The organism is Streptomyces sp. CNT360 (assembly GCF_000424785.1).
Window position 1 is genome coordinate 292,949 of sequence record NZ_KE384244.1, and the last position, 12,087, is coordinate 305,035.

The following is a 12,087-nucleotide window of genomic DNA, read 5'->3' on the forward strand; positions in this document are numbered from 1 at the left end:
GCACGGACAAGGCAGACTGACCCCTACGGGGAACGGAGGAGTGCGGACAGCAGGGGGCACACCCATGGGCGCCGGGGACGACACGCGGGGCGGAACGGAGCACCAGGAGCGCCGTCTGGGCTTCGCCGTGCTCGGTCCCGTACGCGCCTGGCGCGGGGAGCAGGTGCTCCCCATGGGCTCACCCCAGCAGCGCGCCCTGCTCGCGGCACTGCTGCTGCGCGCCGGACACACCGCGACCGCCGAGGAACTGATCGACGCCATCTGGGGCGAGGAGCCCCCGGAGCAGGCGAAAGCAGCCCTGCGCACCTACGCCTCCCGCATTCGCAAGGCCCTCGGGCCCGACGCAGGGCTGCTGGTGAGCGAGTCCGGCGGCTACGCCCTGCACACCGGCCCCGACGCCCCGCTCGACGTGGAGACGGCGCACGACCTGGTCGCACGCGCCGAGAAGGCCGCCTCCGGCGGGGACCGCTGCCAGGCCCGCGAGCTGTACTGCGCCGCCCTGGCCCAGTGGGACGGCGAGCCCCTGGCCCACATACCCGGCCCCTACGCCGAACACCAGCGGGTCCGCCTCAACGAGTGGCGGCTGGGCCTGCTGGAGCTGCGGCTCGACCTCGATCTCCAGGTGGGCTGCCACGCGGAGGCCGTCAGCGAACTCACCGCACTGACCGCCGCCCACCCGCTGCGCGAGCGGCTGCGCGAACTGCTGATGCTCGCCCTCTACCGCAGCGGACGGCAGGCCGAGGCGCTGGCCGTCTACGCCGACACCCGGCGCCTGCTCGCCGACGAGCTCGGCGTCGACCCGCGCCCCGAGCTGGCCGAGCTCCAGCAGCGCATCCTGGAGGCCGACGAGGAGCTCACCTTCCAGGCGGACGAGCCCTCCGGCGGCGGCCCCGCCGTCACCCGGCCCGCCCAGCTCCCCGCCACCGTCGCCGACTTCACCGGCCGCGCCCCCTTCGTCGCCGAACTCGGCGACCAGCTCGCCCAGGCCGACGGCACCGTGATGGCCGTCTCCGCCGTCGCCGGAATCGGCGGGGTCGGCAAGACGACGCTGGCCATCCACGTCGCCCACGCCGCCGCCGACCGCTTTCCCGACGGGCAGCTCTACGTCGACCTGCAGGGCGCCGGCTCCGCGCCCGCCGCGCCCGAGGCGGTCCTCGGCTCGTTCCTGCGCGCACTGGGCGTCGCCGACTCGGCCATACCCAGCGGCGTCGAGGACCGCTCGGCCCTCTTCCGGTCCCTGCTCGCGGGCCGCCGCCTCCTCGCCCTGCTCGACAACGCCCGCGACGCCGCCCAGGTCCGCCCCCTGCTGCCCGGCACCGCCGGCTGCGCGGCGCTGATCACCAGCCGGGTCCGGATGGTCGACCTGGCCGGCGCGCACCTCGTCGACCTGGACGTGATGAGCCCCGACGAGGCGCTCGCCCTCTTCACCCGCATCGTGGGCGCGGAGCGGGTGCTCACCGAGCGCGAGGCCTCCATGGACGTGGTGGCCGCCTGCGGGTTCCTGCCGCTGGCCATCCGCATCGCGGCGGCCCGGCTCTCGGCCCGCCGCACCTGGACCGTCTCCGTCCTGGCCGCCAAGCTCGGCGACGAGCGGCGCCGCCTGGACGAGCTCCAGGCCGGCGACCAGGCCGTGAAGGCCACCTTCGAGCTCGGCTACGGCCAGCTCGACCCCGAACAGGCCCGCGCCTTCCGCCTGCTGGGCCTCGCCGAGGGCCCCGACATCTCCCTCGCCGCCGCGGCCGCCCTCCTCGACCGCACCCCCGAGGACACCGAGGACCTCCTGGAGTCCCTCGTCGACACCTCCCTCCTGGAGTCCGCCGCCCCCCGCCGCTACCGCTTCCACGACCTCGTCCGCCTCTTCGCCCGCGCCTGCGCGGAACGCGACGAACAGCCGCCCAGCACGTGCGCGGCCGCCGTGGGGCGCCTGCTGGACTTCTACCTGGCGACGGCCACACGGGGCTTCGCCCTCACGCGCGCGGGCGACCGCACCGTCGACCACCTGACGCCGGTCCCGCACCCCGGCCTGGCCTTCGAGGACTGGGACGCCGCTTTGGGATGGCTGTTCTCCGAAGCCTCCTGCCTGCTGGCCTGCGTCGAGCAGATGGCGGCCGGCGACTCCGGCCCGCGCGCCGCCGATCTGCTGATCGCCGCCAAGGACCTCGCCGACTCGGGCGTGCAGTCGGGCTCCTACGCACAGGCCGCCACGGCGGTACGGGACGCCGCCGCGGCGGTCGGCGACCACCGGACCGAGGCACGGGCACGGCTGATGCTCACCCATGTCTACGCGCTGGCGGGACGGTTCCCCGAGGCCGACGTCGAGGCCGAACGGGCCGCGGAGCTGGCCCGCCTGTGCGGTGACCCGCTGGCCAGCTCCTACGCACCCAACGACCGCGGCATCATCGCCACCTACCAGAGCCGCTTCTGGGACGCGGAGGAGTTGCTCAAGACCGCGGCGAACGCCTTCCGCGACGACGGGAACCTGCCGAGTCTGGCCAGCGCCCTGTGCAACCTCTCGCGGGTGCACACCTCCCTGGACCGCCACGAGAGCGCCATCGAACTGGCGGAGCAAGGGCTTGACATGTACTCCCGGATGGGGAGCGCCACCCGGTTGGCCAACGCCCGGTACACGCTGGGCTGCGCCCTCTCGCACGCCGACCGCCCGGCGGAAGGGCTGGCGCAACTGGAGCGCGCACGCGCCCTCTTCCACGAGTCGCGGCAACTGCGCTGGGAAGGCGTCACACACTTCCGCATGGCGGAGTCCCATCTGCGGTTGGGGGATCCGGCCATGGCCGCGTCCTGCGCGGAGCGCGCGCTCGTCCTGCGCAGCATCGGCGGGGAGTGGCGGCGCGGCACCGTCCTGCTCGTGCTGGGCAAGGCGCTCGCCTGCCTCGGCCAGACCGGGCGCGCATACGCCTGCTGGACGGAGGCGGCAACCATCTTCGAGAAACTCGACTCCGCCGAGCTCCGCGAGGCCCAGCACCTGCTTTCGGCGGCCGAGCGGCACTGAGAGCGTTACGCGCAGAGAACGTTCATCAATCGTTTATCGGTGACGGCCATGCTCTTAGCAGTCGATCCGCCCCAGCGGGGGGCCGGCGAATCGACCAGGGGAGAAGGTCGCTCTTCCGATAGTGTGAGCGACCTCGACTCGCCCGCCCGGCGGTCATCGGGGGAGCCGCTGGGCGGGCACTCGAATCGCATCGCCCGAGGAAGAGAGAAGCCACCATGGCCACCGAAGAGACCATCGAGCGCCCCAAGAAGAAGGACGACGTCTCCACGACGGAGAACCACGGCTCCAGCGTGGAGACCGGCACCGAGGAGAACCACGGTTCCTCGGTGGTCACCGGCGCCGATGAGAACCACGGTTCGAGCGAAACGGCCAACTGAACCATCCACTACGGGGGACTCGTCGATCGCCGCCGACGGCATGGAGGGGGAGCCGTCGGCGGCGGTCGACCGTTTGTACACGAAGAAGCTCGGGAATGACCGGACCGAGTTCCCATTCTCGCGCTGTTTTCCTCATTGGGAGAGGCCATGACCACCCCGAAGAAGATGGTGACCGCGTGCGCTTTCGTTCTCGGCGCAGTGGGAGCCATGGCCACGCCGGCCATGGCAGCGGTCCCCACGCACGACCACGCCCAGTCGGCCCCGAGCGCCTCGGCACCGGCGAGCACCGAGGACAACCACAGCTCCGGTGTCGGGACCGCCGCCCCCTCGACGGCCCGCTGAGTCCGCCACAGCGGACGGGACTTCGGGCGGGACAGCAGTCATCCCGGTGACCGCAGCCGCGTCTTCTCCACCTTGCCGCTCGCGTTGCGCGGCAGCCGTGCGACGAACTCGACCTGGCGCGGCACCTTGTAGTTGGCCATCTCCCGGCGGGACCAGGCGATGAGTTCGTCGGCGGAGACGGTCGCACCGCGACGGCGGACGGCGAAGGCCTTGCCGACCTCGCCGAGGCGGGGGTCGGGGACACCGACGACGGCGGCCTCGGCGATGCCGGGGTGCCGGGCCAGGGCCTGTTCGATCTCTGCGGGGTAGGCGTTGAAGCCGCCGACGATGAACATGTCCTTGATCCGGTCGGTGATCCGCAGGTTGCCCGCGCCGTCCAGCACGCCGACGTCGCCGGTGCGCAGCCAGCCGTCGGCCGTGCGGGCCCGCGCGGTCTCCTCCGGCTCCTCGAAGTAGCCGGACATCACGTGGTAGCCGCGCACCAGGACCTCGCCGGGCTCGCCGGGCGGTTGCGGGGTGCCGTCGGGAGCGACGACACGCACCTCGGTACCGGGCAGGGCCCGCCCCGAGGTGCGGGCGACGACCTCCGCGGGATCGCCGCGCCGGCACATGGTGACGGTACCGGAGGCCTCGGTCAGCCCGTAGGCGGTCAGCACGGTGGGCACCCCCAGCTCGGTGTGGAGCCGCTCCACCAGGGTGAGGGGGACGACGGCGGCACCGGTCACCACGAGGCGGAGGGCCGACAGGTCGTGCCGGTGGCGGGCGGGATGGTCGAGGAGCGCCTGGTGGAGGGTGGGTGGTCCGGGCAGCACGCTGATCCGCTCGGTGGCGATGTGCGCCAGTGCCGTCTCGACGTTGAAGACGGGCTGCGGGATCATCGTCGCGCCGCGCAACAGGCAGGCGATGACGCCCGCTTTGTACCCGAAGGTGTGGAAGAACGGGTTCACGATCAGGTAGCGGTCGCCCTCGGCCAGTCCGGCGAGTTCGCTCCAGGCGGCGTAGACCCGGAGGGTCTGCTCCTGCGTGATGACCGCTCCCTTGGGGCGGCCCGTGGTGCCCGAGGTGAAGACGAGGTCGGACGGGTCGGAGGGGGCGACCTGCGCCGCCCGGGCACGTACCGCCTCCCGGGGGACCGCCGCGCCGGCCGCCAGGAACCCCTCCCAGGTGCGGAAGGCGGCGGGCGCGTCCGGCGCCAGCACCACGGCCTCCCGCAGGTGCGGCAGCCCCGGCAGCGGCCCCTCGCCCGACCCCTGCGCGGTGGCGCGGCGCAGTGAGGCCACGTACGAGGTGCCCAGGAACGTGCCGGTGACGAAGAGCAGCCGGGCGCGGGTCCTGCCCAGCACATAGGCGGCCTCGGCACCCTTGAAGCGGGTGTTGAGGGGGACGAGGACGCCGCCGGCGGTGACCGCGCCGAGCGCGGCGACGATCCAGTCGAGCGTGTTGGGGGCCCACACGGCCACCCGGTCGCCGGGTTCGAGGCCGTGGGCCAGGCACGCGGCGGCGGCCTGTTCGACGCGCTCGCCCAGTTCGGCGTAGGAGACGCGGGTGCGTCCCTCGACGACCGCCTCGCGCGGCCCGTAGCGGGCCGCGGCGGACCGGACGAGCTCGGGGACGGTCGAGGGGATCCGTTCCTGCGGGAGGTCCGAGCCGGGCGGAGTGTCGGGTCCGGGCGGGACCTCGGGGTCGGGCGGGATGTCGGGGCCGGGCGGGATGTCGGTGCCGGTACCACTCACTGTGCGCCTCCTCGGTCACGCCGCTGTGCGCTCGCGCGGCGGCGGGTTCCGCGCCGCTGTGCGGCTGCTCCCCGCCGGTGCGCCGGGTTTCGCCACGCACCGGCACCTGACACACCGTCAGGTTAGCTGTAGCCTCCCGCACTGTCAGCAGCAGTGCCGGCAGCGGCGTGCACCTCGGTACCGGCTTCGGCTCACGGGCCGGTACCGGCTTCGCGGGCCGCGTGCCGAAAGACGCCAGGTCGCCCAAGGAGGACGCCATGAAGGACGCCACGGCGATCGTCGGGACAGGCCGGACACCGTTCGCCAAGCGGCTGCCCGAGTCCGAGAAGGCCCTCGCCTGCCGCGCGATCCTGGCGGCGCTGGAGGACGCGGGCATCGCCGCCGCCGAGGTGGACGCCTTCGCCTCCTACACCATGGAGGAGACCGACGAGGTGGAGGTCGCCGAGGCGATCGGGGCGGGGGACGTCACCTTCTTCTCCAAGGTCGGCTACGGGGGCGGCGGCTCGTGTGCCACCGTCGCCCACCTGGCGGCCGCCATCGCCACCGGCCAGGCCACCGTGGGGGTCGCCTGGCGCTCCCGCAAGCGCGGCTCGGGTGCCCGGCCGTGGCGGAACACGGTGGCGCAACTGCCCACTCCGGCCCAGTGGACGCGCCCCTTCGGGCTGCTGCGGCCCGCCGACGAGATCGGCATGCTGGCCCGCCGCTACATGCACGAGTACGGCGCCACCCGCGACCACCTCTTCAACGTCGCCCTGGCCTGCCGCAACCGCGCCAACCAGAACCCGGCCGCGATGATGTACGAACGGCCGCTGACCCGCGAGATGTACATGACCTCCCGGTGGATCAGCGAGCCGCTGTGCCTGTTCGACAACTGCCTGGAGAGCGACGGCGCGCTCGCCTGTGTGCTGGTCTCCGCCGACCGCGCCCGCGACTGCCGGCACCGGCCCGTCTACGTGCACGCCGCCGCCCAGGGACTGCCCGCCCAGCACCACGGCATGGTCGACTACTGGAGGGACGACCCCCTGCACGGCCCGGCCTGGACGGCGGCGCAACAGCTGTGGAGGCAGGCGGACCTGACGCCGTCCGACGTGGACGTGGCGCAGATCTACGACGCCTTCACCGTGCTCGTTCCGCTCTCCCTGGAGGGCTACGGCTTCTGCGGGCGCGGCGAGGGGGCCGCCTTCACCGAGGGCGGGGCGCTGGAGATCGGCGGCCGGCTGCCGCTCAACACCGCGGGCGGTGGGCTGAGCGAGGCGTACGTGCACGGCTTCAACCTGATCACCGAGGGGGTACGGCAGCTCCGCGGCACCTCCACCGCCCAGGTGCCCGACGCCTCGACCTGCCTGGTGACGGCAGGCGCCTGCGTACCCACCTCCGCTCTGCTGCTGAGGAGTTGACAGCGATGACCGCGTCTCCCACGCCCCTGACCGGGGACGGACTGCTGCTGCCGGTCCCCGACGAGGACGGCGCACCGTTCTGGTCGTACGCCGCCGCGGGCGAGCTGCGCGTGCAGACCTGCTCCGGCTGCGGGGCACGCCGCTTCCCGCCCCGGCCCTGCTGTCCGCGCTGCCGGTCCTTCGAGAGCGTCTGGCAGCGGACGAGCGGGCGCGGCCGGGTGTGGTCGTTCGTGATCGCCCACCCGCCGCTGCTGCCGGGGTACGCCGAACTGGCCCCGTACGACGTGGCGGTCGTCGAGCTGGCCGAGGACCCGGCGATCCGGCTGGTGGGCAACCTGGTCGCCGCGCCGGACGCCCCGCCGGGCTCCCTGGACCCCGGCAGACTGCGCATCGGGGCGCCGGTGCGGGCCGTCTTCTGCACGGTGGGCGAGGGCGAGCAGCACGTGACCGTACCGCGCTGGGTACTGGAGCGGCCGTGAGCATCGGGCTGGAGCGCAGGGACGGCGTGGCGACGGTGACGCTGGAGCGCCCGGAGAAGCACAACGCGCTCGACCTGGCCGACGCACGGGAGTTGACCCGGGTGTGGCGGGAGCTGCGCTCCGACGAGTCGGTACGCGCCGCCGTGGTGACGGGCGCGGGCGGGCGGGCCTTCTGCACCGGCATCGACCGGGCGGCGGTGGCCGGTCCCGATGCCGTACCGCAGCCCGCCTCGCCGTTCGCGATCGAGGACCCCCTGCTGACGATCGGCCCCAAGAGCAACGACCTGTGGACGCCTGTGCTCGCCGCCGTCGAGGGCATGGCCTGCGGCGGCGCGTTCTACCTGCTGAGCGAGGCGGAGTTCCTCGTCGCCACCGAGGAGTCCACCTTCTTCGATCCGCACACCACCTACGGAATGGTCAGCGCGTACGAGGCCATGGGGATGGCGCAGCGGATGCCGTTCGGGGAAGTGGCGCGGATGGCGCTGATGGGCACCGCCGAGCGGATCTCGGGACGGCGCGCGTACGAGATCGGGCTGGTCTCCGAACTCGCCCCGGCCGGCGAGGCCCTGGACGCCGCACGCGCCTGTGCACGGACCCTCGCCTCGTACCCGCCCGAGGCGGTGCAGGGCACGGTGCGCGCGGTGTGGGCCGCCCGGGAGGCGGCCCGCCACCAGGCGATGTCCCGGGCCCCGGAGCTGATCGCCCTGGGCAACCTGTCCCCGCGACGGCAGGCGGAGCTCTTCCGGGAACGGCGCGGCGGAGCGCAGGGGCCGGACCCCGGCAGCACCTTCCGTATCCGCTAGAGCAACGCGCCGCAGGTCCTTTGCTGATTGAGTGCGCTGGGTCCGGCTACGCGTGGTAGCCGGCGAGGTGGACGAGGACGGCGGTGTCGAAGGCTGCCGCCGGGCTGCCGGTGCGCAAGACCGCGTCGGTCCCGCGTCGGTGGCACTCGAATCCGTGGCGAAGCCCCAGGCATCGTCGTGGTGCAGGATGCGGTGGCGGCGATCCGTCATCTCGCTGTCGCAGGAGTCTTCGTGGCGGGTGCCTTCCTCTGGTGGAACGGGCCTGACCGGGGGTCTCCCGACTTCGCCCGCCTGTCCGGCATGCGGCGAACCGTCAGAAGGCTGTCGGGGAATGGTGACCACCCGAGCTCCCGGCTGGTGCTCACGTCACGTTGCCGCGCAGCAGCGCCGTCGCCGCGCGCGTGGCGCGGGTGGCGACATCCTCAGAAGAGAGGCGGGAGCGGGTCAGGAAGTCCTCCGTGTCCAGGGTGACGTAGCCGTGGGCCAGGACGAAGAGCTGTTCAAGGAGGAGCAGCGCCTGGGAGGGGTCGGCGTGACCCGCTCGCCGGGCGAGGTCGAGCAGCAGCGTCATCAGGTTCCGGCCGGCCCGGGCAACGTCGGCGTCGTGCAGCGGCCTCAGCTCCCGGGCGAAGATCACGTCGAGGCCGGCGCCGCGGTCGGACACGTGGCGCACGTATGCCCCCGCGGTGGCCGCGAGCCGGTCGACCGGGTCGGGGCCGGCCGCCTGGGCGGCGGCCTCCATGGACCGGGTGAGCTCGTCGGCGGCCTGTGCCGCGACGACGGCGAGCAGCGCGTCACGGTTGGGGAAGTGACGGTACGGGGCGGCCGTGCTCACCCCGAGCCTGCGGGCGAGTTCGGCGACGGAGAAGCCGGCCATCCCCGTCTCGGAGAGCAGCACGAAGCTCTCAGCGATCAGCGCCGAGCGGAGCTGCCCCCGGGCAGGGCGCTCACTCCCCGCCCCAGCTGCTGCGTCAGTCACTCGGTCCACCTTCCTTGACCATTAGTAAGAGACCACTTACTTTAGAAGTGATAGCCCTCTCACTTCTAGCACTGGAGGCCGCGCATGACAGGGATCGACGGCAAGGTGGTGGCCATCACGGGCGCGGGCAGCGGGATCGGCGAGGCGAGCGCGCTGCTCCTCGCGTCGCGTGGCGCGAAGCTCGTCCTCGGAGCGCGTCGGAGCGACCGGCTGGAAGCGCTCGTCGCCCGCATCGAGGCCGGTGGCGGCACGGCAGCCTGGACGACGACGGACGTGCGTCGCCGCAGAGACGTCGCGGACCTCGTGGCGTACGCCCGCGGGCGCCATGGCGCGCTCGACGTCCTCGTCAGCAACGCCGGGATCGGCCCCATCTCGCCGTTCGACGAGTTGCGGGTCGAGGACTGGGACCAGATGATCGACGTCAACTTCCGCGGTGTGCTGCACGGGATCGCGGCAGCGCTCCCCGTGTTCCGTAAGCAGGGCAGGGGGCAGTTCGTCAACGTCGTCTCGACCGCCGGGCTGCGCATCGTGCCGAACCAGGCTGTCTACGCGGCGACGAAGAACGCAGTCCGCACCGTCTCGGAGGGGCTGCGCCAGGAGGCCGGGCCCGACCTGCGGGTCACCATGGTCTCGCCCGGCTACGTCGCGACGGAGTTCGCCGACTCGGTCACCAGTCCCACCGTCAAGTCGCAGGTCCAGGCGGTCGACTTCTCCCTCTCCCCCGACGACATCGCCCGCGCTGTCGCCTTCGCGATCGAGCAGCCGTCGAACGTCGACGTCGGCGACATCGTCGTCCGCCCCACAGCACAGAGCTGACGCCTCGCGGGTAGCTGAGCGAACTCATCGACCCCCAGGTGCGTTTCCTCTGCAGGGACGGACCTGACCGGGGATCTTCCGGCTGGTGCTCACTCCAAGGAAACGCTCTTCTTCGTGGCCCATCCACCCGCGCCACCGCTGCCACTGGCACGCAAGAAGGGACGCAAGGTGCGCACGCTCGTGGCCGCTGCCGGGACCGGGCAGGCGGTGGTGCGGCGCGCACGGCGCGTACTGCTGGCCGCCGCGGGCCGGCCCACCACCGCCATCGCCGCCGAGCTCGGCTGCACTGTGCCCACCGTGCGCACCTGGCGCGAACGCTTCCGCCGCCGTGGAGTGGCGGGCCTGTTCGACCGCCCGCGCAGCGGCCGCCCCGAGACCTACGGGCCCAGCGACCGCCTGGTCGTCATCGCCGTCGCCACCTCCTTGCCGCCGGTGCGACGTCACCGCACGCTGGAGACCTCGCATTCGCGGACGTCCCGTACCTTCGCGGGGGTCGCCATCGGCACCGTGACGGACCGTGTGCCCCCGCCCTTGACCGTGGCGCGGGCGGAACCGGTGTCGACGATCTCGCCGGTGGGGCCGAGGAAGTGCACCTCGACGGCGAACGTGTCCGAACGGCCGCCCGCGTTGCGGACCCGCACGGTGGCGGCGGGCTTCCTGCCCTGCCCGGCCCTGGCGCACTCGGTCACGTAGCCGCTCCCGTCGGCTCTGCGGCCCGCGTTTCCGGAGCTGCTGCCGGAACTGCTGCTCGTCCCTGCGCTGGTGCTGCTGGAGCCGGAGCCGGAGGAGGTGTCGTCGTGGCGGTACGCGCTGTGGCTGTGGCTGCTGGAGCTCTTGCTGCTGCAACCGCCCCCGCCGTGTCCGCTGCTGTGGCTCTTGGAACCCCCGCCGCGCCCGCCCGACGACCTGGCCTGGCTGAAGCCCGTCAGCGCCAGCAGGACGACGGTGACGGCGGCGATCAGTTTCAGGTGCCGCAAGCGCTTCATGAGAACCCCCGAGGAGATGTGCACCGGATGCCCGGCCACTTGTCGCGTCCAGCACAAGTCGTGCCACCGGCTTCGGACGCGCACAGTGGCGAGCGGGTTCCCGGCGGCGTAGCGTCGGGAAAGGACCACGCACCCGAACGGCGTCACCGCGACGCCGGGAAGTGAGGCGAGGCCATGATCCGCAACGCGATCGGGGCGCTCCTCGCCCTCGTCGGAGCGGCGGCCGCCGTCTACAGCCCCTTCCGCCCGTGGTACGACGGCCGCCTCGGACGCGACTTCCGTCTCGACGAACTCTTCCAGTCCGCCGGCGTCACCGGCGCCGGTGCGGCGCTGTTCACCGGCCTGTTCGTCCTGATGCTGGTCGCAGCCGTGATCGCCGTGCTCGGCGTACTCGCCCGCTCCAGGACTCCGGTACTGGTCGCCGGTGTGCTCGCTCTCGGCTTCACCGTCCTGTGGATGGTGCGGCAGGGGCAGGCCGCCGGCAGCCTCTCGGCCGGCAACACCGGAGGGCTCGCCTCCGGCGCCTGGCTCGGGCTGGCAGGCGGCTTCCTGCTGCTGCTCGGCGGCGCCGCGATGGCCGGACGCCGAGCCGTGCGCAGCCGCCGTGCCGCCGCCCCGCACCAGGGGGAGCTCGGGCCGGAGGAGGACACGCTGGAGGAGCCGTACGCCGGGCCACCGGCCGGGCAACCGTACGCGGGGCCCCCGCCCGCCCAGCAGCCCTCCGCGGAGCCGTATCCGCCGGAGCCGTACCCGCGCCAGGGCCAGGAGTATCCGGGGCAGCCAGGGATGCGCGGGGCGGCACCGCAGCAGCCGTACCCGGGGCCCCAGCCGCCCGAACCCGGCGCGGCACCGCCCGAGCAGCCGTACACCCGGCCCTCCCCCATGGAGGAACCGGAGCCGTACGAGCCGCAGGCGGGCACCCAGGGCGCTCCCCTGGACGAGCCGTACGAGCCGCGCCCCGGCGCCCCGCAGTCCCAGGGCGGCGAGCCCGACGAGCAGCCGGACAACACCCGTCCCTTCCCCACGCCGCCCCGCGACCGCCCCGGGGGAGCCCGGGACGAGGACGAGGACACCTGGCCCCACGGCAGGCGCGACGCGGCATGACGCGCGGTCGGCACGCCACGCACGGGTCCCCCGCCGCGCGCGGTCGGGCGCGGGACGCGCCGCC

At 73.4% G+C, this 12,087-nt stretch carries 11 protein-coding genes and 1 pseudogene; 9 read left to right on the plus strand and 3 right to left on the minus strand.

The window, feature by feature from the left end; translation table 11 throughout:
• Positions 1–64: 64 nt before the first annotated feature.
• The 3 genes from afsR to H297_RS0128990 all read left to right on the plus strand — a co-directional run bounded on the left by afsR (position 65) and on the right by H297_RS0128990 (position 3,726).
• Positions 65–3,007 (plus strand): SARP-family global regulator AfsR, encoded by a 2,943-nt coding sequence (gene afsR, locus H297_RS0128980; protein WP_027739905.1) that lies wholly within the window; start codon positions 65–67, stop codon positions 3,005–3,007.
• A 215-nt stretch (positions 3,008–3,222) separates the two neighbouring features.
• Positions 3,223–3,384, plus strand: coding sequence for a hypothetical protein (locus tag H297_RS43440; RefSeq protein WP_158693766.1), 162 nt, complete (start codon positions 3,223–3,225; stop codon positions 3,382–3,384).
• Positions 3,385–3,531: 147 nt separating this feature from the next.
• The gene (locus H297_RS0128990) at positions 3,532–3,726 is read left to right on the plus strand and encodes a hypothetical protein (RefSeq protein ID WP_027739906.1); all 195 of its coding nucleotides are present in this window, start codon (positions 3,532–3,534) and stop codon (positions 3,724–3,726) included.
• Between the two features lie 38 nt (positions 3,727–3,764).
• Here H297_RS0128990 and H297_RS0128995 read toward each other — a convergent pair whose 3' ends face one another.
• Entirely contained in the window at positions 3,765–5,351 is a 1,587-nt protein-coding gene (locus tag H297_RS0128995) for a FadD3 family acyl-CoA ligase (RefSeq protein ID WP_027739907.1), read from the minus strand.
• 365 nt (positions 5,352–5,716) lie between these two features.
• On the opposite strand from H297_RS0128995, the gene H297_RS0129000 reads away from it, so the two are divergent.
• From H297_RS0129000 to H297_RS0129010, 3 genes are read left to right on the plus strand one after another with little or no spacing between them, the layout of a single operon-like run.
• Positions 5,717–6,856, plus strand: coding sequence for a lipid-transfer protein (locus H297_RS0129000; protein ID WP_027739908.1), 1,140 nt, complete (start codon positions 5,717–5,719; stop codon positions 6,854–6,856).
• Between the two features lie 5 nt (positions 6,857–6,861).
• Positions 6,862–7,335 carry an OB-fold domain-containing protein gene (locus tag H297_RS0129005; RefSeq protein WP_027739909.1) on the plus strand — a complete coding sequence of 158 codons (474 nt, stop codon included), beginning with the start codon at positions 6,862–6,864 and terminating at the stop codon, positions 7,333–7,335.
• Positions 7,332–8,138, plus strand: coding sequence for an enoyl-CoA hydratase/isomerase family protein (locus H297_RS0129010; protein WP_027739910.1), 807 nt, complete (start codon positions 7,332–7,334; stop codon positions 8,136–8,138). The genes H297_RS0129005 and H297_RS0129010 overlap by 4 nt, the downstream gene beginning before the upstream one ends.
• 361 nt (positions 8,139–8,499) lie before the next feature.
• On the opposite strand, the gene H297_RS39015 is transcribed toward H297_RS0129010, so the two are convergent.
• Positions 8,500–9,117, minus strand: coding sequence for a TetR/AcrR family transcriptional regulator (locus tag H297_RS39015; protein WP_051352263.1), 618 nt, complete (start codon positions 9,115–9,117; stop codon positions 8,500–8,502).
• Between the two features lie 84 nt (positions 9,118–9,201).
• On the opposite strand from H297_RS39015, the gene H297_RS0129020 reads away from it, so the two are divergent.
• A complete protein-coding gene (locus tag H297_RS0129020; protein WP_027739911.1) occupies positions 9,202–9,933 on the plus strand; it encodes an SDR family oxidoreductase in 732 nt (243 codons plus the stop codon).
• 210 nt (positions 9,934–10,143) lie between these two features.
• Positions 10,144–10,359: pseudogene (locus tag H297_RS42215) on the plus strand (helix-turn-helix domain-containing protein); the annotation flags it as partial.
• Positions 10,360–10,373: 14 nt separating this feature from the next.
• On the opposite strand, the gene H297_RS42220 reads toward H297_RS42215, so the two are convergent.
• Positions 10,374–10,919: a hypothetical protein gene (locus H297_RS42220; protein WP_078514794.1), complete on the minus strand. Its 546-nt coding sequence runs from the start codon at positions 10,917–10,919 to the stop codon at positions 10,374–10,376.
• A gap of 174 nt (positions 10,920–11,093) precedes the next feature.
• On the opposite strand from H297_RS42220, the gene H297_RS0129035 reads away from it, so the two are divergent.
• On the plus strand, positions 11,094–12,023 hold the full coding sequence (locus H297_RS0129035; protein ID WP_027739913.1) for a hypothetical protein: 930 nt from the start codon (positions 11,094–11,096) through the stop codon (positions 12,021–12,023).
• Positions 12,024–12,087: the final 64 nt, after the last annotated feature.